This window comes from Marinomonas sp. ef1 (genome assembly GCF_002806845.1).
GTDB lineage: Bacteria > Pseudomonadota > Gammaproteobacteria > Pseudomonadales > Marinomonadaceae > Marinomonas > Marinomonas polaris.
In genome coordinates this window covers 62,321-83,880 of record NZ_NHTT01000014.1, presented here as the reverse complement: position 1 = coordinate 83,880, position 21,560 = coordinate 62,321, and the positions used below count along the sequence as shown (strand labels likewise).

At 44.9% G+C, this 21,560-nt stretch carries 19 protein-coding genes; 9 read left to right on the top strand and 10 right to left on the bottom strand.

Annotation, left to right across the window (positions count from 1 at the left end):
* Position 1: 1 nt before the first annotated feature.
* The 3 genes from CCS02_RS17905 to CCS02_RS17895 all read right to left on the bottom strand — a co-directional run bounded on the left by CCS02_RS17905 (position 2) and on the right by CCS02_RS17895 (position 4,313).
* Entirely contained in the window at positions 2 to 1,720 is a 1,719-nt protein-coding gene (locus CCS02_RS17905) for a SulP family inorganic anion transporter (protein ID WP_332870749.1), read from the bottom strand.
* A 10-nt stretch (positions 1,721 to 1,730) separates the two neighbouring features.
* Complete coding sequence (locus CCS02_RS17900; RefSeq protein WP_100637337.1) at positions 1,731 to 3,350, bottom strand: bifunctional protein tyrosine phosphatase family protein/NAD(P)/FAD-dependent oxidoreductase; 1,620 nt, start codon at positions 3,348 to 3,350, stop codon at positions 1,731 to 1,733.
* 81 nt (positions 3,351 to 3,431) lie between these two features.
* The gene (locus CCS02_RS17895; protein WP_100637336.1) at positions 3,432 to 4,313 is read right to left on the bottom strand and encodes an MBL fold metallo-hydrolase; all 882 of its coding nucleotides are present in this window, start codon (positions 4,311 to 4,313) and stop codon (positions 3,432 to 3,434) included.
* 227 nt (positions 4,314 to 4,540) lie between these two features.
* Here CCS02_RS17895 and CCS02_RS17890 point away from each other — a divergent pair, with 227 nt between their 5' ends.
* Positions 4,541 to 5,893: a sigma-54 interaction domain-containing protein gene (locus tag CCS02_RS17890; protein WP_048814223.1), complete on the top strand. Its 1,353-nt coding sequence runs from the start codon at positions 4,541 to 4,543 to the stop codon at positions 5,891 to 5,893.
* Between the two features lie 15 nt (positions 5,894 to 5,908).
* Here the strand turns inward: CCS02_RS17890 and CCS02_RS17885 are convergent, their stop codons facing one another.
* The 5 genes from CCS02_RS17885 to CCS02_RS17865 all read right to left on the bottom strand — a co-directional run bounded on the left by CCS02_RS17885 (position 5,909) and on the right by CCS02_RS17865 (position 11,420).
* The gene (locus CCS02_RS17885) at positions 5,909 to 7,039 is read right to left on the bottom strand and encodes an ABC transporter permease (protein ID WP_100187946.1); all 1,131 of its coding nucleotides are present in this window, start codon (positions 7,037 to 7,039) and stop codon (positions 5,909 to 5,911) included.
* Positions 7,029 to 7,970 (bottom strand): ABC transporter ATP-binding protein, encoded by a 942-nt coding sequence (locus CCS02_RS17880; RefSeq protein WP_100637335.1) that lies wholly within the window; start codon positions 7,968 to 7,970, stop codon positions 7,029 to 7,031. Before CCS02_RS17880 ends, CCS02_RS17885 begins: the two co-directional genes overlap by 11 nt.
* Positions 7,967 to 8,914, bottom strand: coding sequence for an HlyD family secretion protein (locus CCS02_RS17875; protein WP_100187945.1), 948 nt, complete (start codon positions 8,912 to 8,914; stop codon positions 7,967 to 7,969). Before CCS02_RS17875 ends, CCS02_RS17880 begins: the two co-directional genes overlap by 4 nt.
* Positions 8,911 to 9,591 carry a TetR/AcrR family transcriptional regulator gene (locus CCS02_RS17870; RefSeq protein WP_072840406.1) on the bottom strand — a complete coding sequence of 227 codons (681 nt, stop codon included), beginning with the start codon at positions 9,589 to 9,591 and terminating at the stop codon, positions 8,911 to 8,913. Before CCS02_RS17870 ends, CCS02_RS17875 begins: the two co-directional genes overlap by 4 nt.
* A gap of 206 nt (positions 9,592 to 9,797) precedes the next feature.
* Positions 9,798 to 11,420 carry a methyl-accepting chemotaxis protein gene (locus CCS02_RS17865; protein WP_100187944.1) on the bottom strand — a complete coding sequence of 541 codons (1,623 nt, stop codon included), beginning with the start codon at positions 11,418 to 11,420 and terminating at the stop codon, positions 9,798 to 9,800.
* 312 nt (positions 11,421 to 11,732) lie between these two features.
* Between CCS02_RS17865 and CCS02_RS17860 the strand changes: the two genes are divergently transcribed.
* The 3 genes from CCS02_RS17860 to CCS02_RS17850 all read left to right on the top strand — a co-directional run bounded on the left by CCS02_RS17860 (position 11,733) and on the right by CCS02_RS17850 (position 14,645).
* On the top strand, positions 11,733 to 12,866 hold the full coding sequence (locus CCS02_RS17860; protein ID WP_100637334.1) for a methyl-accepting chemotaxis protein: 1,134 nt from the start codon (positions 11,733 to 11,735) through the stop codon (positions 12,864 to 12,866).
* A gap of 5 nt (positions 12,867 to 12,871) precedes the next feature.
* Positions 12,872 to 13,723 carry a nitrate- and nitrite sensing domain-containing protein gene (locus CCS02_RS17855; RefSeq protein ID WP_100637333.1) on the top strand — a complete coding sequence of 284 codons (852 nt, stop codon included), beginning with the start codon at positions 12,872 to 12,874 and terminating at the stop codon, positions 13,721 to 13,723.
* Between the two features lie 88 nt (positions 13,724 to 13,811).
* Positions 13,812 to 14,645 (top strand): SDR family NAD(P)-dependent oxidoreductase, encoded by an 834-nt coding sequence (locus CCS02_RS17850; RefSeq protein WP_100637332.1) that lies wholly within the window; start codon positions 13,812 to 13,814, stop codon positions 14,643 to 14,645.
* A 25-nt stretch (positions 14,646 to 14,670) separates the two neighbouring features.
* Here the strand turns inward: CCS02_RS17850 and CCS02_RS17845 are convergent, their stop codons facing one another.
* Both CCS02_RS17845 and CCS02_RS17840 read right to left on the bottom strand, forming a co-directional pair.
* Positions 14,671 to 15,675 (bottom strand): alpha/beta hydrolase, encoded by a 1,005-nt coding sequence (locus CCS02_RS17845; protein WP_100637331.1) that lies wholly within the window; start codon positions 15,673 to 15,675, stop codon positions 14,671 to 14,673.
* A gap of 18 nt (positions 15,676 to 15,693) precedes the next feature.
* Positions 15,694 to 15,981, bottom strand: a complete 288-nt coding sequence (locus CCS02_RS17840; RefSeq protein WP_012068599.1) for an HlyU family transcriptional regulator — start codon at positions 15,979 to 15,981, stop codon at positions 15,694 to 15,696.
* A 160-nt stretch (positions 15,982 to 16,141) separates the two neighbouring features.
* On the opposite strand from CCS02_RS17840, the gene CCS02_RS17835 reads away from it, so the two are divergent.
* From CCS02_RS17835 to CCS02_RS17815, 5 genes are all read left to right on the top strand, one after another.
* The gene (locus CCS02_RS17835) at positions 16,142 to 17,131 is read left to right on the top strand and encodes a LacI family DNA-binding transcriptional regulator (RefSeq protein ID WP_084122458.1); all 990 of its coding nucleotides are present in this window, start codon (positions 16,142 to 16,144) and stop codon (positions 17,129 to 17,131) included.
* A 168-nt stretch (positions 17,132 to 17,299) separates the two neighbouring features.
* On the top strand, positions 17,300 to 18,538 hold the full coding sequence (locus CCS02_RS17830) for an ABC transporter substrate-binding protein (RefSeq protein ID WP_012068601.1): 1,239 nt from the start codon (positions 17,300 to 17,302) through the stop codon (positions 18,536 to 18,538).
* 97 nt (positions 18,539 to 18,635) lie between these two features.
* Positions 18,636 to 19,553, top strand: a complete 918-nt coding sequence (locus tag CCS02_RS17825; RefSeq protein WP_012068602.1) for a carbohydrate ABC transporter permease — start codon at positions 18,636 to 18,638, stop codon at positions 19,551 to 19,553.
* A 9-nt stretch (positions 19,554 to 19,562) separates the two neighbouring features.
* Positions 19,563 to 20,456 carry a carbohydrate ABC transporter permease gene (locus CCS02_RS17820; RefSeq protein ID WP_012068603.1) on the top strand — a complete coding sequence of 298 codons (894 nt, stop codon included), beginning with the start codon at positions 19,563 to 19,565 and terminating at the stop codon, positions 20,454 to 20,456.
* Between the two features lie 4 nt (positions 20,457 to 20,460).
* Positions 20,461 to 21,534, top strand: coding sequence for an ABC transporter ATP-binding protein (locus tag CCS02_RS17815; protein ID WP_100637330.1), 1,074 nt, complete (start codon positions 20,461 to 20,463; stop codon positions 21,532 to 21,534).
* Positions 21,535 to 21,560: the final 26 nt, after the last annotated feature.

Below are 21,560 nucleotides of genomic sequence, written 5' to 3'. Positions count from 1 at the left end.
CTTAAATTTTAGCTTGGGTAATATCTTTAAACGCTTGGAATTGTGATAAATACACTTTGCCATTGAGGTGTTGCAAGAATCCGCTGCACTCCAAATGATCCATCACTGGGCCTTTTACCTCTGAAAGCGAGAGTTTAATGTTCAAGCTTTTTAGTTGCAGGTTCAGGGCTTCGAGCATTTCTAAGGCGCTGAAATCAATTTCATTCACTGCGCTGCATTGAATCACCACATGGTTAATTTCTTTGCGCTGGCTAATGGTGTCGATGATGTGATCTTCCAAAAACGTTGCATTGGCAAAGAACAGGCTTTCATCTGGTCGTAAACAAAGCAGCTGAGGTGAGGTTTCCACCTCATAGCGTTTTACATTACGAAAGTGCTCTGAACCCTTGATTAAGCCAACTTCGGCCACGTGTGGTTTGGACGTACGATACAAATGCAAGGCAATGGACAATGCCACGCCAGAAGCCACGCCAACTTCCACACCCAACAATAAAGTAATCACAATAGTCGCGAGCACTGCATAGAAATCACTGCGGGAAAACTGCCATGTTTTTTTCAAGATAGAAAAATCGATCAGGGTTGTGACCGCCACAATGATGGTCGCCGCTAGTGTGGCTTTGGGCAAAAAGTACAGCATAGGCGTTAATAACAAAGACGCGATCATAATGCCAAGAGCCGTCATGATGCTGGCAAGCTGAGTCACTGCGCCGGCGTCAAAGTTCACCACGGAACGCGAGAATCCACCTGTCACTGGAAAACCACCAGACACGCCAGACGCAATGTTTGCTGCGCCTAACCCTATGAGTTCTTGGTTGGGTTTGACTTTTTCGCGTCTTTTAGCGCCTAAAGTTTTACCAACCGAGATAGATTCCACATAGCCAATAATCGAAATCATCAACGCAGGCAAAGCGAGCTCTTTGATTAATTCCAGCGATGGCAGAGTGAATGTTAAACTCGGCAATCCTGCTGGAATGTGTCCTGTGATTGCTACGCCATGAGATTGCAGATCATAGAGATAGACAATCGCAAGGCTAGAAAGTACGCCAAGAATCGGAGCGGTTTTCGCCAACGATGTGGCTGATGCTTCAGGAACTTTTAGCATGATTAAAAAACGTTTCGCGTGACGACGAGCCAGCAGCAAAAATGCGATCACAGAAACGCCAATCACAAAGGTCATAGGTTTAAATTGACCGATGTTTTCCAGCATAGAAAGTAATTGCGTAACGACATTATCGCCATGGGCTTGGATGCCCAGAATGTGCTTTAACTGACTGAGTGCAATAATGATCCCAGACGCAGAAATAAACCCCGAAATCACTGAGTGAGAAAGCAGGTTAGTAACCATGCCAAGCTTCATTACGCCCATGATTACCAACATGGCGCCAGACAATAGAGCGAGAGTAATCGCGCCAGTAAGGTAACTGGCAGTGCCTTGTTCTGCAATGACCGCGAGTGACGTCGCTGTCATCAGTGACGCCACGGCAACCGGGCCAACCGACAGTGATGTGCTGGTGCCAAATAAAGCGTACAAAACCAAAGGCAAGATACTGGAATATAAGCCTACTTCTGGTGGTACCCCAGCCAACATGGCGTAAGCCAGTGACTGAGGAATCAGCAACATGGTGACGATAAACGCCGCGGTGGCGTCTTGGCTAAATTGCCCACGGTTATAGGTCTTTAGCCAAGACAGGGCGGGAATGAAACGTTCAATGGTCATCATGAAGCTCTCGTTACTTACGCATTGTTGGTTTAACAAACCATTCATAGCCTTTCAGCATGCCGTGCCAGTAGAAAGGAGGCAGTAAGTCTTCTTTCAGCACCCAAGCGAGATAGGTGGGTTTGGTACCATCGTTCAGCCATGTCGGGAAGGTTGGTAGCAGCTTTCCGCCGTAACCAAATTCCGCCAAGACAATCTTGCCGCGTTCAACGGTAAGCGGGCAGGAGCCGTAACCGTCGTAGATGGCTCTTATCGTATTTCCGTCGATAGCATCAGCAATATTTTGTGCCACGACCGGCGCTTGCTTACGAGCCGCCGCCATGGTTTTAGCGTTTGGCGTGTTGCTGACATCACCTAATGACCAGATGTTTTTGAACGAGGTATGTTGCAAGGTTTCTTTATCCACATCGACCCAGCCAGCTGCATCAACTAATGGACTATTACGAATGAAGTCTGGTGCAGTTTGTGGTGGGCAAACATGCAACATATCGAACTCGGTCTCTACGATGCTTTTCTCGCCATCTTTGTTTGTGGTGGCAAAATAGGCGCGTTTATTTGGACCGTCCACTTTGACTAGGTTGTGAGTGAAGTGAGTATTAACTTGGTATTTTTGAATATAACTTTCCAAAGCAGGAACATATTCAGGCACGCCAAATAACACAGCACCTGCGTTGTAAAAAGATACGTTAATGTCTTTTTGTTTGTCGTTCTTCAACCAATGGTCACAAGATAGATACATGGCTTTTTGTGGCGCGCCGGCGCATTTGATCGGCATTGGCGGTTGGGTGAATACCGCTTTGCCACCGTTTAAATTTTTCACCAATTCCCATGTATAAGGTGCTAAGTCGTAACGATAATTTGAGGTCACACCGTTGCGACCTAAAGTGTCTGATAAGCCTTCAATAGCATCCCAATTAAGCTTGATACCAGCCGCTACGACTAGGTATTGATAAGCGATTTTCTGGCCGTTTTCGAGTACGACTTGGTTCTCATCCGGCAAGAAAGTTTTTACCGCTTCTTTCAGCCATTTTGTATGCGCTGGAATAACATCAGACATGTTGCGGCGCGTATTTGGAGCTTTAAACACACCGCCGCCGACAAGCGTCCAACCGGGCTGATAAAAATGACTTTCGGCTGGATCAATCAAACAAATTTTCAAGCCAGGTTTGCGTTTTAATAAACTGGCGGCGGTAGAAATACCGGCCGAGCCTGCACCGACAACCACAACATCGTATTGAGCAGTTGTTTTATTGTCTTCTTTAGATGGTGCTTTGTTGTCTTGTGCGATAGGTGTTTCGGTAGTAGAAGCTTCTTGAGCTGCTTGCCAAATTTGGCTGGAGCGATTCCCCGTTCGGCAATAAGCGTGAACATTTTCAGCATTTTGTATTGCAGCTTGAAAAGCGGTTATGTCCGAAGCCGTCATTTGTCCACCAGCAAACGGAATGTGCTCTGCTTTGATATTTTTTTCTTCTGCATAAGCGGCAACACCGGCAAAAGGTAGTTGTCCTTCTTCTTCACCATCTGGTCGATTACAAATGATAAGCGTGACACCTGATTTTGCTAAAGCGTCCACATCGTCTAAGCTAATCTGCTCAGATACGGAATAGTTGTCTGTGATTTTTTTGCGTAACATGGTTGTTCTCACTCTATATAATTATTATTTAGCCTAATGGTCATTAGGCTATTTATAGTTAGTTGCTATTATCGTTACGGTTTATTTGAATGCATTTAACGGAATCTTTAGATACGACAAACCATTGTCTTCCGGTTCTGGCAGATGTCCTGCTCTCATATTGATTTGCAGTGATGGCAAAATCAGGCGAGGCATGGCTAATGTTTTGTCGCGGGTTTCACGTAAATCTACAAAGGTCGATTTGCTGATGCCTTGCTTAACGTGAATGTTGAATTCACGCTGCGCTTTTACGGTAGTTTCATATTCCAATTCACGGCCATTCGGGCAGTAGTCATGGCACATAAAAATGCGGTGATCTTCTGGTAGTGCCAGGATTCTTTGTACAGAATCGAACAATATACCTGCGTCGCCACCGGGGAAATCAGCACGTGCGGTGCCGGCATCTGGCATGAACAAGGTATCACCAACAAATACGGCATCCCCTAAAACATGGGTGAAGCAAGCTGGCGTATGACCCGGTGTGTGGAGAGCCATGCATTGCATTTCACCGATTTGAAATTGCTCGCCATCTTCGAATAAAAAGTCAAACTGGGAACCGTCATGTAAGAAGTCATCGCCTTCGTTGAATACTTTGGCAAAGGTTTCTTGAACTGTGGTGATTTGTTCGCCAATACCAATTTTGCCGCCGACTTTGCTTTGAATGTATGGTGCAGCAGAAATGTGGTCTGCATGGACATGAGTTTCAATTAACCATTCCACTTTTAGTTTGTGGGTGGTGACGTACGCAATAATTTCGTCAGCACCTTTATGAGAAGTACCGCCAGAGGCATAGTCAAAATCCAATACACTGTCGACAATGGCACAGCTAGAAGATGCTGGATCTTTAACGACATAAGAGAAAGTATTGGAGTCTTTATCAAAGAAAGCCGCTACATCAGGCTTGGTTACAATCGTGTTTGTCATGTTTCACCTCGTTATCAAATTTTCCACACGTTCAAATAGTCTATTTATTTGATGGATTTATAGGTTAAGTAAGGCAGAAAGTGTGCCAAGGTTTTATCTTTTAATTAACTGTATGAAATATAAAGAATTAATTTTTAACAAGAAGAAAGTTTTTAAATTAGAATTGACTAATGTTTTGCTGGTTGTCATATTTGACGTCAAGTTTTGACAAAAATGGCAAATATTTTATGAATATCATCGCATCCGATTCTTCCTCCTTTGATGGACTTGCCAGCATGTTAGAAGGCTACGATTGTCCTGCTATTTTAGTATCGGTGGATTATCGAATTCTTGCCATTAATCAGCATTATCGAGAAGAGTTTGGTGATGTTCCTTTGCAGCAGAACAAGCGTTGCTTTGAAGTTTCCCATGGCTATAGCGTGCCTTGTGATGAAGCGGGTGAGGATTGTCCTTTGTCGGCTACCTTACAATCGGGCCGCAAAGAACGAGTGCTGCATATCCACCAAACGCCAAGAGGCAAAGAGCACGTCGATGTAGAAATGCTGCCGATTCATGACAGCCAAGGTCAATTGCTGTTTTTTGTCGAGCTATTGCGCTCTGTGTCAGTAGCTAGTGTGCAAGACAGCAGTAAAAAATTGGTCGGTTCGAGTAAGTCTTTTAATCGCATGTTGGAAAAAATCACCCGTGTTAGTCATAGCGACGCGTCTGTTTTACTACTTGGAGAATCCGGTAGCGGCAAGGAGCTGGTCGCGCACGCGGTTCACCAAGGCGGTCATAGAGCGAGTAATTCCATGGTGACATTAGAATGTGCAGGGCTGACGGATTCTTTGTTTGAAAGCGAGCTATTTGGTCATGTCAAAGGCTCGTTTACTGGCGCGCATAGCAACCGAGTAGGTTTAGTTGAGCTGGCTAATGGTGGCACACTGTTTTTAGACGAAATCGGCGATGTTCCGCTATCAATGCAAGTTAAGCTATTGCGACTTATTGAAACGGGCGCTTTTCGTCCGGTTGGTTCTTCAACCGTGAAGCACACTAATTTTCGATTAATTTGTGCAACTCACAAAAATTTAGCACAAATGGTGAAAGCAGGTGAGTTCCGCCAAGATTTATACTATCGGATCAACGTGTTTCCAATACATGTGCCTTCCTTAAGAGAACGACAAGATGACTTAGTCTTGTTAACCAACACCTTGTTAAAACGTATTAGTGAGCGAAAGGAATACCATCTTACTGATTCGGCGATGCAAGTATTAAAGCAATACGATTTCCCTGGCAATATTCGAGAGCTAAGTAACATCCTCAATCGCGCAACACTCTTAACTGATACGAATATGATTGAGCGAAGCACTATTCAAGAATGTTTGGAGATCGATCGTGAGCTTGATCCGCTGGTGGATACTTCATCAGCTTCTCAATCGTTAAGTATTACTGATGCTGGTGAAGACAAAGAATGGCTGGACTTAAAAACCGCAGAAAAACGCTACTTATCAGAACTCATGGCATTTCATCATGACGATAAAGAGCAAGTTGCCAAAGTCGCTGGAATCAGCCTGCGATCCTTGTATCGGAAGTTAGAATGAGGCGACTAGTAATGTCTACCCCAATGTCTTCTTGAATCGTAACGAAGCAATGATTATTCCGCCGATAGTAAAGAGTCCTAGCCATAATGCATCTTTTCCTAATAAAAGCAGACTGGCATCTCGCAAGGCGATAGCACGGATCATGCGCATGAAATGCGTTACTGGTAAGGCTTCGGCAATCCATTGAGCAGCGACCGGCATGGCATCGTAAGGAAACATAAATCCCGAGAGCAATATTGATGGCAAGAGAATAAATATGGTCATCTGCATCGATTGCAATTGCGTTTTTGCAATGGTGGAAAGCACTAAGCCAAGGGTTAAGCTGGCAAAAATGAACAGAATGGAGCTGCCGAGTAGTGACAGAATGCTGCCTTTAATAGGCACAGAAAACATCCAATGACCCACGCATAAAATAATAGCGACTTGTAAGAGCCCGACTAAAACGTAAGGCGCTATTTTTCCTATCATGAGTTCGATAGAACGCACTGGTGTGGTGATGAGAAACTCCATATTGCCATGCTCGCTTTCTCTTACTATGGCCGATGACGTAAATAAAATCATTGTCATGGTTAGAATCACTGCCACTAAACCTGGCACGATATTCACCACGGTTCTTTGTTCTGGATTGAAGTATTGCACGACTTCGAAACTCGGCGCGGTGCGTGTCGCGGTATGGTTGGCCACTTCGTCTAAGGGCATATTGCGCAATGCTCTGATGGTAGATGCAATGACGGTATCCGAGCCGTCGACTATCCATTGCCCTATTGGCAGAGTGAGTGGTGAATCAGTCTGTTTATGATCGTAGAGCGGGTGATTGAATAGACGGCGAGTCATGTCTGCTGGCAAATACAGTACAGCTCTGATCTCGCCTTTGGTAATTGCGACTTCGGCCTCTTTTATAGAGCGATAACGAGCAATAAAGTCGACAGATTGAGTGGCTACCAGTGCTTGTTCAACTGCTCGGCTTTCCGATGTTTGACTGAGGTCGACAAGACCAACGTGAATGTGTCTAGCATCGGTGTTAATCGCATAACCAAACAGCATAAGTTGTACCAGCGGTATCATGATAATCATGCCGAAGGTCATTCTGTCTCGGGAAAGCTGCTTTAATTCTTTGATGAAAATAGCATAGATTCTAATCCACATAGCGGTCTCCGGTGCAGGTAACAAACACGTCTTCAAGGCTAGGACGAGCCAATACAGTTTCTCTGCCATCACTGAGTGTCGAGATAAGGCCGAGAGGATCTTGTACTTTTTTCTTCACTAGCACTCTTAGATGCGCGCCAATTTGTGCTGCAGAGAGAATTTCTGGGTGCTGGGTTAGTGTCTGTTTGAGTTGTCTTAACTTGTTGCCACTGACTTCCACGACGGTGGCAGGCATAGCATCCATCAAGGCCTGAGGAGAGCCATCTGCGCGTTTATTGCCTTCTTCCATAATTGCCAAGGCATGACAGCGTTCTGCTTCATCCATGTAATGGGTGGACACTAAAATGGTGGTGCCAGCGGCGCAAAGGTCGAACAATCTTTCCCAAAACTCACGGCGATTTTCTGGGTCAACCGCAGAGGTCGGCTCATCGAGAAATAACAACTCAGGAGAATGTAGTGTGGCGCAGGCAAGAGCAAGGCGCTGTTTTTGTCCGCCACTCATGGAGCCAGCAAACTGTTTCGCTTGTTTTTCTAAATCGTATAAAGCGAGTAATTCTTCGAGGCGGGCTTTTTTGCGCTTCCCTACAAAACCATAAATAGCACCGACAAAATTTAGATTCTCTTGAACGGTAAGGTCATCGTATAAAGAGAATTTTTGCGTCATATAGCCGATACGTTTTTTCAACGCTTCTTCATGACCTAATAGCGGGTTGCCCAAAATAGTGACGTCACCTTCACTGGCTTCTAATAACCCAGTGAGCAGACGAATGCTGGTGGATTTTCCGCAACCATTGGGGCCAAGAAAGCCATAAATGCTGCCTTTAGGGATTTTTAAATCCAGTTTATTTACCGCAATGTTGTTGCCAAAATGCTTGCTTAATCCCTTGGCTTCAATGGCGTATTCTACTTGTTCTGACTCGTTAGAGATCATGGTAGGCGCACCTCAACAGCAAGTCCTGTAGGTAGCTGGTCCGCATCAATTAGATTGATGTCAGTCAGATACATCAGACGAGCTCTGTCTCGTTCGTTGAGGGCATAAAATGGCGTATAAGCGGGTTGTGAACGGATATTTCGCACACGACCCTTGATGGGCGATTCGATACCATCAGCAAACACCTCAATAGTGTCGCCAGCTTTGATCTTGGTTAACGCGCTGGCAGGCAAATAAACTCTTGCATAAGGGTGACCAGAAGACAGCAAGCTAATTAACTGAGTGCCTGCGGTAACACGATCTCCTTCGTGCCAAGGCAGTGTGTCAATCGTACCATCAATTGGCGCTTTGATGGTGAGGTCTTCACGGGCTTTGGTTTGCCATTCAAGGGCGGCCTGTGCGGCTTGCACCTTGGCATTGGATTGGGCAATGTCTTCTTCACGGGCACCATTTTTTAACTCTAACCATTGATCATGAGCTTGCTGTGCTTTGGCCTTATTACTGTCTCTCGAAGCTTTAGCCGCATCGAAATCGGCTTTGCCAACGACTTTGCTTTTATACAGTTTGTCGTAACGTTGGAACTTTAGCTCCGCTTCTTTACTGGCGGCTTGAGTGGCTTCTAGTGCGGCTAATGATGCACTTAATTGTTCTGGGCGTGTGCCAGCAGTAAGCTCACTGAGGGCGGCATTGGCTTGAGCAAGCTCGGCTTCGCGCTGCGCTATAAGTGAGTCGGCACTGCGAGTGTCTAAGCGTAACAATGTGTCGCCTTGGGAGACTTGTTGTCCTTCGCTGACCTTTACTAAAACAATTTGTTCTGCCGCTGGGGCCGATAAGGTGATTCTATCGCGTTCAATATTGCCCATGGCGTAAGTTGACTCTTCTGACTGGCAAGCGGTAAGCAAAGTCAGCACAAGTACGGATAGTAGAATATGACGTGTTTTCATTTTTGCTCACCTTTGGTGCTGCTGGATGATGGCTGTTGTGATGGAAAGGTGAAAAGTCCTTGTTCTAGCAGTGTTTGGTTATGATCCGCTAGATTTAATAACCAGTCTTCTTTGAGTTCGACCCCAAGTTGCTGCTGAAGGTATTTTGGCGCCAACACAGGGAAAATCATCAAGCTAACAAAACTAAGACGAATCCATGCTGGATTAAGGTTTGGATTAATTTGCTTTTGCTTTTCAAACGCCTCGATCCATTTTTCTGATCGTTTCAAGATGTTGTCGATAATGCCCGTCAAAATACCAAACGCTTCGGGGTTATCTTGTTGGTTTATCACCTGCAAAATCAATTTTGGCAGCATGGGATTGTTGGCAATCATGCGATAGTAGGTTTGCATCAGTAACAATGGATTGGGTGGAGTGTTGGGGTCAATATCGGCTTGGAATTGTTCGATAACTGGAGCTAAGGTTTCTTGTATGGTTGCTTCGAATAAACCTGCTTTTGAACCGAAGTAGTAACGAATCATAGCCGCATCTACTCCCGCCGAGAGGGCGATTTTTCGAGTCGATACCTTGTCAAAACCCTGTTCAGAGAAACAACGCTTGGCGGCAGCAATTAAACTGCTGCGAGCGGAATCTTGATTCTTATCAGACTGTTTAGGGCGCCCCATTCGGGTGGTCATTGTTGGCTCCAATTATTAATTCATCTAGTGATGAATATAGGCCATATATCCACAATGAGTTACTAAGATAATTCCTCAAAATGTTATTTAGTGAGGGATTTAACGTTAAAAACCTCTTCATTTTTTATTGGATTACTGTGACTGTATTAGAGAAAAGATAGGTGAATATTTGAATTCACCTATCTTGGTAGCTAGCTAGGGATCGCTCAAGCAAACTGGAATTGTTTGATTTTTTTGCTAAGTTCATCGGTCATTTTGGCAATCATCGTGCTGCCTTCGGACACTTGTTGAGAATCCTCTAGTACCTTTTCAGATACTGCTCGAATACCCATTATGTTGTGGTTGATCTCTTCGGCCACTGTGCCTTGCTGTTCCGCAGCGGAGGCGATTTGATGGCTGCGAGCCGATACGTCGTCTACTTGTGTTAGCATGTTTTTCAAGTTTTCAGCGGCGACATGCATTCTGTCTGCACCGCGTTCAGCTTGTTGAGTGCTGGTAGCCATAGACGTGGAAGCTTCTTTTGATTGATGCTGAAGCTTTTCGATAATCGAGCGGATTTCGACAGTTGATCCTTGAGTGCGGCTTGCCAGTGAGCGAACTTCATCGGCCACGACGGCAAAGCCTCGACCTAGTTCACCAGCTCGTGCCGCTTCAATGGCTGCGTTCAAGGCAAGTAGGTTTGTTTGCTCTGAGATATCTCCAATTACGCCTAAAACAGAGTCGATATCGCCTGTTTGCTCAAGTAGTTTAATAATAACGTCGTTTGCACCTTCTATGTTCTTGGTTAAACTTTGGATGTCTTCGTTAGTGGCGTCTAGGTCTTGGCTACTTTGGCGCGTAATGGTTTGCACCATTTGAGTCGCATCAGCGGTATCTTTGGCATGTTGCGCTACGTCTCGAATGGAGTAAGACATTTCGTTCATGGCGGTAGCAAGCATTTCGACTTCTTGGAATTGGTGATCCATCCCTTGTTTAGTATGTAAGCTATTGCCTTGCATTTGTACGCAAACGGCTTGCAGTTCGGTGATGGCGTGGTCGACTTCTAGCAAGGTGTCGTTTAATGAAACGGATACGTGGTTTGCCGCATTGGCTAAAATACCGATTTCGTCTCCACGTTGCATATCTAATTGCTTAGTAAGATCGCCATCTGAGATATGTTGTAAATGTTCTGTCACTGTTTTAAGTGGTCTTGTGATGTTACGAACAATAGTGACACTTCCGATCAGAGCAATAAGCACTAGAATTAGTTCGATAAACGCAGATTTTTGCACTGCAGCCCAAAATATATCCGTAACACCGCTGTATAGTACGCCACTGCCAATGACCCATCCCCAAGGTTGATAACCTTTTACATAAGACACTTTATCTTCAGGCTGTGAAACTTGTGGGCCCTTGTAGGCATAGTGAACATAGCCTTCCTCTTGTTTTCTCACCACAGATACCATTTCTTGCCAGTGATGAAAGCCATTTATGTCGGTGACATTTGTCATGCTTTTCCCCTCATCTTGCGGCTTAAAGGGATGCATTAGCAGCTTGGCTTGCATGTCGTTCACCCAGAAGTAGCCATCGTCGCCAAAGCGTAGAGCAGATAGCGCAGCCAAAGCAGATTGCTTCGCTTGTTCTTCGCCAATGATAGGTGCTTGGTCGCCATAATATTTTACGAGAGAATAAGCGCTATCGACTTGTTCTTTAACTTGGAGTTGTCGTGCGTTGAGCAATTCGCTGTGCAGTTCGCTATAGGCCATAGCGCTAAAAACGATGAGTAATGTGACTAAGGTGCCAATAAGCCCCCATAGTTTGTAGCTTACCTTGATTGAGCTGAGCTTCATGCGATATCCCTATTAGTATTAATGTTTGTTTTATAAGCAGAGATTATGGGCTGGAGTGGCTGTTAATATTGTGATCAAAATCAAGAAAACAGCACTTAGCATCACTATTTGCTACGATCCAAAGCACGGTGATTTTTTCTTGTTTAGTTAATGCTCATCGAATTCTGTGGCATCATTATTGCTTTAATTTATTTCAGATAAATCAAATCAGCAGGACTCGTTCTTGCTAGGCAAAGGCGCCTGAACCCGCAGCAGTAAATTAGCAGCGGGGTTCAGGCGCCTTTTTTTGTACTGCATTGGAGATACAGGAACATGAAGTGGCTTACTTATCCGGCATTTTTGTTGTTGCACACACTGGGCATCATCGGCATGCTTCGTACTTTATTAGGTCTTTCCATAGTCGGTGGCATCCTCACTTTAGTAGCACCTTCGCGGCTAGCTGAGATGCTGTGGGCCGTATTGGCCTATCTAGCGATTGCCAGCCTGTGGCTTCTATTGCAGGAAATCGGTCAGTTGCAACGCTATTGTGAAGAAACTGTCCTGCAGAGTACCAATGAGCCTTTCAGCGCTATTCAGTGGTTGTTGTTGCAGCCTGTCAGCCGCGGGTTTCAGCAGTGTCTAAACCGCGAGCAACGTCAACAACAGCTGTTACAGCAGCGTTTGGATGAGATATCTCACTCGTCACATGAGCTTGAACAAAGCGCCGCCTTGGTAACTCGTAACGCCGAAGGGCAAAGTGATTCAGCTACCGTAGCGGCAGCAGCGGTAGAAGAGTTAAATGTGAGCATCATGCAGGTGGCTTCACTGGCTGCCGACTCTCGTCAAACCAGCGTTGTGGCCAGCGAACAGTTGGCTGATGGTATCGAGCAGCTCACCAATCTGGTGCGACAGGTGTCCGAGATGGCGCAGCAAGCTATTACTACCGACGAGTTGATCCGCCAATTGAGCAGCAATTCGCACATCATCAATGAAATGTCCGGTACCATCCGCAGTATCGCCGACCAGACTAACCTGCTCGCTCTTAATGCAGCTATCGAAGCTGCGCGTGCGGGCGAAAGTGGTCGCGGTTTTGCTGTGGTGGCTGATGAAGTACGTCGTCTGGCCATGCATAGTCAGGAGTCTGCTACAGAAATCAGTCGCAATATCGAATTGGTGCAACAGCATATCAAGGAGGCCGCTGTCCAGGTGTCTGATTTGACCGGGTTAGCGCACCGCAGTGCCGAAAATTCAGAAAGGGTGCGGACGTTACTCAATCAAGTTCAGCAGCATACCCAGCAACTAACGGGGCAAGTCGATCAAGTGGCGGTCAGTACCGAACAGCAGGGGCAGGCTGTGGCGGAAATTGCTGAATTGGCCGATCGTGTTCGTCGGGGTAATGCCGATAATTTGCAGGCTGCCGATCAGGCACGCACCATTGCCCACCATCTGGCTCACCTTACAGGATAATTAGTATGAATAATATCCACTATGTATTACCGCTATTGTTCACCATTCTGATGGTATTGGCCTTGTTGTTTTATGGTTTACACTGGCGCTTGCAACAAAAAAAGCGCTTACATATCCAATTGAACATTCGTCAATTGACTTTGCTGCGAGTGCTGATTGCTGAATTTCAGCGTCATCGCGGTCTTAGTAATGCTGTGCTTTGCGGCGACACCAGCATGAGTCAGGATCTTGCCACCACCCGACAGAGCTTGGATCAACATATTCGTGCCGCCCAGGAGTTTGATGGCACGCATCGAAACGCTTGGAACAGTCTGATCGATCACTGGTCGCGCATGCGTGAAGGGCGCAGTAGTGACCGAGCGAATAATCTCATCCAGCATCACCTAATTATCCGTAACAGCATTTTTCTGATGGAAGATGTGGCCAGCGAGATTGATTTGACTAAAGGCCTGCCTGAATTGGGCTACTTGCCCTGTATCTGGCGAGAAGTAATTCAGGCGGCAGAATGGGCGGGTCAGGCGCGCGCTTTGGGTACTGGCATGGCCGCAGCCGGACAAAGTAGTGTCGAACAACGGGTAAGAATGCATTTCCTCTATCAGAAAATTGAATTACTGGCAGGCAAGGCTTTTGCCACCTTGCAACATCATGCTATTGAACATCCACAGATGAATGAGTTTCTTCTACAACATTGTGAACAGGTAGTAGCTGATTTTCTAAGTTGTATAAAACAGGAGTTGCTCGGATCGGAGCTCCCTGTGATTTCCGCTAAAACCTATTTCCAGCATGCCACTCAAGCAATAGATGAACTGCTAGCCTTAGTGGATACAGCATTGGGTCAGCTGCATCCGCGACGCTAAGGAAGATGGAATGTGTCGCCAGTGGAGCCATGATCCATGCATTTTGCTACCATCCAAAGCTTGAAGACTTTTTCCATGAGGAAGCACTATGCAATATTCTATTCTTATCACAGGTTGTTCGACGGGAATTGGACTGGAAGCAGCCAGAATGCTCCAAGATCGTGATTTTCTAGTAGTGGCGAGTTGTCGCAAGCAAGAAGACGTAGCTGTGTTACAAGCCCAAGGCATTAAGCACGTCGTGCAGCTGGATTTAGCGGATTCGGCTTCGATAGAAAAAGGCTTGCAAGAAACATTAGCGATTACCAACGGCCAGCTTTTTGCTTTGTTTAATAATGGCGCCTATGGCCAGCCCGGTGCGGTAGAAGATTTGCCTGTTGATGCGTTAAGAGCTCAGTTTGAGTGTAATTTCTTTGGTACGCACGAGCTGACAACGAAAGTACTGAAAATAATGTTAGCTCAAGGTTACGGACGCATCATCAATAACAGCTCTGTGCTTGGCTTAGTTGCTGCTCCGTTCCGCGGTGCTTATAACGCCAGTAAATTTGCTTTGGAAGGCTTAACAGATACCCTGCGTTTGGAATTGTCGGACACGCCTATTAAGGTTTGCTTAATTGAACCTGGTCCGATTGAAAGTCGTTTTCGTGCGAATGCGTTGCTTGCTCTAAAAGACAATATCGACATAGAAAATAGCCGTCACCAAAAAGGCTATGCAGAAGCGATTGCTCGTTTGAGTAAAGAGGGCGTGACGTCATCGCAAACCTTGCCAGCCAGTGCAGTGGTGAAAAAACTGATTCATGCGTTGGAGTCAACTCATCCAAGAGCGCGTTACTATGTGACTATGCCAACGTACGCCGCTGTTGTAATGAAACGAGTATTACCTACTTGTTTATTGGATTGGATAATGCGACGCCAAGGCGCTTAGGTTTTAAGAGGCTAGTTCAGCGCTGCTAATCTAGCTTTTCTAGCCATTGAGTCATGGCTGATAAGTAGTTTGTTCGAGCGGATTGATGAGATAAATACAAGTCATGGAAACCTTGAGGAATACTCGCTTGCGTGAGGTTCGTGAAGGTTTTCTTGGCCGCTTGCTGCATGCTATTGACATCTAACACGCCATCGCCTTGTTGTATTTCTTTTACTGTACGCTTACCTATAGTACTGATTTCTGAATGGCAAATTAGCGTTGGGATAGCGAGACGTTGATTAGCAAGACGGCGCTGTGCAATGATGACTTCTCTTAGCCAATGAAAAGAAAGATCAAAGCCCCGTGGGGGTTTCCAATCTAATCGATAATCCCATTCTCCACCAAATACTGTGTGTAGTGATTTTGAGTAAATGTTGATCTTCTTTGCTCGTAAATACGAAAATGGTAGTAAAGACACTAATATTCGAACTGGCCAGCTGACGAAGTTTAATACGGCTGGCGGGAACGGCAGGGCGAGAAATGGACTGTTGAGCATCAGTCCAATCACTTCTGGAAAGGCTTTATTGTAATAGCTTTCGCGTTCGGGCAATGCGTAAGGCTGCGCCAAATAGGTCGATACGACTAAGCCGCCAGTAGAGTGCCCGAGTATGACTACTTGATTCACCCCATCTTCTTTTATCGTTGCCAAGGCAATGTCTAAATCTTGGCCATATTGTTCAATTGATTCACACCAGTTTGGCGGTGTAGAAGGGCGAATAGAGCGACCGTAGCCTTGTAAATCTAAGGCATAGAAACGATAACCTAAGTCGATAAAGTGTTCTGCTAAACCAGTCTGAAAAAAATAATCCGTGTAACCATGAACGTACAAAATGGCTTTTGTCGCGTCTGGGTTACCGATATGGTGAATGAGTGTGGTGTGGACTTTGGTTTTTGGGCCAGCAAAGGAAAAAGTGCGAGCAAGAAAGTCGACGCCCAATAGATCTTCACATTCGTTTACTTGTTGCCAGTGTTGTCCTATTGGTGCGCTCATTATGTTTTTTCCTTCGTATTAGCCGAAAATATTATCACCTAGCTGATCAATCGTAAGCTTGGCTTTGCGCAATGTTATTTCAATGCATTCGTCGCGGTTTGGCATGAGATCAGAACGAATGAATTTGTGTGTTTTTTGTTCTTCACCTTCGCCTTTGGTGATGGTTGCAGCAACGCGATATTGGCCACCATCTTTCATTGGTGCTGGTATAATTGAAAAACCTTTGTGTTCTACGACGTCTTCGGCTTTTTCTGGTGCGCTTTCGCCACCTGCAAATAGCCCTTTAAGGCTAGATAAGATACCCATGAAATTATTCTCCTATGTTTTGCGCTATTTTTCGGGGATTTGTTGTATTAGTCAAATGCCGTCGTATTATTTATTTTAATCGGTTACAGAATTACCACAGGATAATCGTCCTGTCGAAGTATAATAAATCTTTAGCGTTTTCTTTTCCTAGGGTATTAGCTTGAAAAAAACAATGAGCACCATTACTCAAGTTGCCACACTTGCAGGCGTTTCTAAAGCCACGGTTTCTCGAGTGTTGAGTGGCACCACGCCAGTCAAAGACGAGACAAAATCTCGGGTGTTGGATGCTATTAATACACTCTCTTATAGCCCTAATCAGGCGGCTCGTTCACTTGCTAGTAACAAAACCTATACCATTGGTTTGGTTGCATCTCGCATTGATACCGCTTATTACGGCCCTGCTGCGAGTGGGGTTGAAAAAGCCTTGCGAGGTGGTGATCGTCATGTGATTATCGCCAGTGGTAACGGATCGTTAGAAGGCGAACGTGAAGCCGTTGATTTTTTGATTAAACGTCAAGTTGATGCCTTGGTTGTACTGACAAACTTTATGTCAGAAGAGGAAATTGCGGTTATTAATAAGCGTTGCCCTGTTTTTGTTTTAAACCAACATTTTCCTGGTGACGACGGTCATAGTATTTCTTTCGATAATTTTGCGGGTGGTGAAATGGCGACCCAATATCTTATTGATAAAGGCCATAAAAAAATTGCGACTGTCACTGGCCCATTATGGAAACATGATGCGTACCAGCGTTATTTAGGCTGCCAAAAAGCGCTACAAAAAGCAGATATTGCCCTGCATTTTCAACTTGAAGGTAACTTTAGTGCGAATTCTGGCATGACTCATATGCAATCTATTTTAGAGCGAGAAGATAAACCAACAGCGATCTTTTTTGCTAATGATATTATGGCGATGGGAGCACTGCATGTATGCGCCGAGCATGGTGTTAAGGTTCCCGAAGATATTGCCATAATAGGTTTTGATGACCTTGATATGTCTAAGTATTATTCCCCAAGTATTACCACCATAAAATTGCCTTTATATGATATGGCTGAAGCCACCGCATATCTGCTTTTAAACAGCGTTTATGGTGCTCATTTCCCTTTAAAAACGACTTTTTTCCCTGAGTTAATTGTTCGTCAATCTGCTTAGTTTGACTTAGTTGCCCTCAAAACAAATAAGTAAAAAGTATTGACGGGGATCTTTTATTGTCTAATATTTGTTCATGAAAGCGGTTTCATTTCAAGTTTTACCATTTTCAGCTCAAGCCTTTCGCGAGGAAGTATTGAGGACAAAAACCCAATAGAGGATAAAAATAATATGATGGGTAAAAAACTGTTTGCTGCCACAATAGGGGCAGGTTTTATGAGTGCATCGGTGCAAGCAGCTGATGTGGAAGTGATTCATTGGTGGACATCAGGTGGTGAGCAAAAAGCCGTTACTGTGTTAGCTGAAGAATATAACAAACTCGGTAACGATAAATGGGTCGATACGGCTGTTGCATTGGGCGAAAATGCACGATCACTTACTATGCAGCGTATTCTTGGTGGTGATGCACCTGGTGCCGCACAATTCAATACCTCTCGTCAGTTCGAAGAATTGATTGAAGAAGGTCTTCTCCTTGATCTCACTCCGGTTGCGGAAAAAGAAGGCTGGAAGAATTTTATTCGTCCTTCCAGTATTTTAAACCCCTGTATGAAAGACGGCGGCATTTATTGTGTGCCCGTCAATATTCACTCTAATCAATGGCTTTGGACGAATAAGAAAGTCTTTGCTGATGTGGGAGTGAAAGAGCCGCATACATGGGAAGAGTTTTTAACGGTTGCCCCTAAGATCCAAGCGGCAGGCTATATTCCTTTGGCATTTGGTGGACAAGGTTGGCAAGAGCGCCATGTTTTTGATGTGGTGATGATTGGTATGACAGACGAAAAATTCTGGAATAGTGTATGGAAAGATAAGGACCCCAAGGCTGCTAGCAGCGATAAAATGCGCAAGGTATTTGAAACCTTCGGAGCTTTACGTCAGTTTACGGATGCAGGTGCACCTGGTCGAAACTGGAATGATGCCACTAATATGGTTATCACTGGCAAAGCCGCTGCACAAGTAATGGGGGACTGGGCTCGTGGTGAGTTTGCTGCGGCAGGAAAAGTCGCCGAAGTGGATTACGGTTGTATTCCTGGACCCGCAAAACGTCCTTCTCTTACTCTTGGGGGTGATGCATTTATCTTCCCTAAATCCTCTGATAAAAACCTTGAAGCGGCACAAATGAAGTTAGCTTCTATGATGTTGAGTCCAACTATTCAAGCAAAATTTAATAATACTAAAGGCTCCTTGCCTGTGCGCGCGGATGTCGATTTAGATGTAGCCGATGCATGTATGAAAAAAGGTCTCGCTTTGTTGGATGACCCCAAAGCTACTATCACACCTGCAAATAATTACATTACGGAAGATACGAATGGGCAGGTTCAAGATCTAGTTTCTACTTTCTGGAACGAACCAAGTATGTCTGTTGACACTGCGCTTAGCATTTTCAAAGGCATCATCGAAGACGCTGAGTAACCTTCGATAATCAGAATAACCACCAGTTTCTCTAGAGTTTCTAGTACTAAAGATGCAGTACTGGCGGTTAATTCTCGTATTTCAAAAGGAGTTCAAGATGGAAGAGACTATGGTTACTTCAGCAAAAGTGTCTAAACCCAGACGAACAAAACGTGTGCAAATTTCTTCGTTATTAGCCAGTGCTCCTATGGCGATCGTAGCAATTGGTGTGTTTGTTGTTTGTGTCGGTTATTCGGTGGTGCTTTCTTTCACGAAATCACGCTTGTTCCCTAATTTCAATTGGGTTGGATTGGATCAATATGAGCGACTATGGGGAACGTCTCGGTGGATAGTATCAGTCGAAAACTTATTTTTGTACGGTGTGTTATTTATCGCCTTGTGTTTAGTTTCCGGTTTTTTTATGGCGGTCTTTCTGGATCAGAAAGTACGTTTTGAAAGTGGTTTTCGAACCTTATTCCTTTATCCCTATGCTATGTCCCTAGTAGTAACTGGATTGGTTTGGCAATGGATGATGGAACCTTCTCTTGGTCTTCAAAATGTGGTTCAGCGCATGGGCTGGGAGTCTTTCGAATTTGCGCCTTTGGTCGATCCACAGTATGCCATTTATGGTGTACTGATCGCTGCCGTGTGGCAATCATCTGGGCTAGTGATGGCCTTGATGCTGGCTGGATTACGCGGTATCGATGGCGAAATTTGGAAAGCGGCTCGTGTGGACGGGATTCCCACTTGGAAAACTTACCTTTTTATTGTTCTGCCAATGATGCGGCCTGTGATGATTACTTCTGTGGTGCTGCTCGCTGTTGGCGTGGTGAGGGTTTATGACCTTATCGTCGCGCAAACCGGCGGAGGCCCAGGCATGTCGACTGAAATGCCAGCAAAGTTCGTTATTGATCACATTACAGCCCGTGGCAATGTTGGCTTAGGGATGGCGGCGGCGACCATGATGTTGCTTCCAGTACTCTTGGTCATTGGTCCTTGGATTTATCGCGAATATGTTCGTCCAACGAAACATTAGGAGTCGATCATGGAACAGATTCAATTAACAGGCCCACATGGGCCAAAGCCAAAGAAGACAACCGTCTCACGATTTGGTGTTTATGCATTTTTGTTTAGTGCGGCGATTTTCTTTTGTATCCCTTTGTATGTGATGTTGATTACTTCGCTGAAGGGAATGCCTGAGATCCGCCTTGGGGAGCTTTTCTCTTTGCCAGCAGATCCTAGTTTTGCCGCATGGGTGAAAGCGTGGGGTGAGGCCTGCTCTGGGGTGGAATGTAATGGTATTCAAACAGGATTTTGGAACTCCGTAAAAATTACGATTCCAAGTGTGGCGATATCTATCATCCTCGGTTCGATCAATGGTTATGCTTTGTCATTCTGGCGTTTCAAGGGATCTAATTTGCTGTTTGGTCTACTGCTGTTCGGGGCCTTTGTGCCTTTTCAAGTAGTGATCTTTCCGCTGATTATTTTCCTTCGTGAAGTAGGGCTTTATGGTTCTTTGACGGGGATTATTTTGATTCACACCATTTTTGGTATGCCCATTATGACTTTGTTATTCCGCAATTATTTTTCATCGTTACCCGATGAGTTGTTTAAAGCTGCTCGTGTAGATGGGGCGAATTTCTGGCAGATTTTTTTTCAAATCATGATGCCGCTATCTATTCCTGTAACGGTTGTCGCGGTGATTTTACAGACAACGGGCATTTGGAATGATTACTTATTGGGGCTGATTTTTGCCGGTCGAGAGAACCTGCCAATGACAGTGCAATTAAACAATATTGTGGCCACGACATTTGGCGTACGTGAATACAACGTGAATATGGCGGCGACGATTCTTACAGCGTTAGTACCGCTGGCTATTTATTTGTTGTCTGGCAAATATTTTGTGCGTGGCATAGCGGCTGGCGCGGTGAAGGGGTAAGGCGATGAACAGTATATCTATTAAAGAGTTGGATCTTAAGTATCAAGACGCGCATGTTTTGAAGCAGCTTAATCTTGATATTAAAAAGGGCGAGTTTTTGGTTCTGCTTGGCTCTTCAGGTTGTGGCAAATCGACCTTGCTTAACTGTATTGCTGGCTTGTTGGATATCTCCGCTGGGCAGATTTGGATTAACGATCGTAACGTGACTTGGGAAGAGCCTAAAGATCGTGGAATCGGCATGGTTTTTCAGTCTTATGCTTTGTACCCACAGATGACAGTGGAAAAGAATTTGTCTTTTGGCTTGAAAGTCAAAGGCATGGCAAAAGATGAAATTCGTGAGCGAGTGGACCGCGCGGCGAAGATTCTGCAGATCGAGCCATTGTTAGATCGCAAACCGTCTGAATTGTCTGGCGGACAACGTCAGCGTGTGGCGATAGGTCGTGCTTTAGTTCGAGATGTGGATGTCTTTTTATTTGATGAACCCTTGTCGAATTTAGATGCTAAGTTGCGTGCCGATTTACGTGTCGAAATTAAACGTCTGCATCAGCAATTAAAAAACACCATGGTGTATGTGACTCACGATCAGGTAGAAGCGCTTACTTTGGCAGATCGAATTGCCATCATGAAAGACGGCGAAATCCAGCAGCTTAGTTCTCCAGCGGATATTTACCATAAGCCGTGTAATCTTTTTGTCGCGCAATTTATTGGTTCGCCGAGTATGAACCTTTTAGAAGGCCGTATTGTTGGTGAAAACTTTGTTTATCATGATTATCGCGTCAATTTAATGGGCTACGAATTTATCAATCAAGGGGATCATGATACGTCTGCTTACTTAGGAATTCGGCCAGAACATTTGGCTATTGAAGCCCGTGATGGTTATGTGAAATTGGCATCAGTCAGTATTGATATTATTGAACCAATGGGCGATGAAACCATTGTTTGGTTTGATTTTATGGGCCGTAAATGGTCAGTAAAAGTTCATGGAGACCATCAGCTTAAATGGGATGAGGAAGTCGATATTTATCTTGATCCCAAAAAAGCTCATCTCTTTTCGAAGCAAAGCGAAGTGCGGCTTTAAGCCAACAGTCCTGGCAATAAAAATAA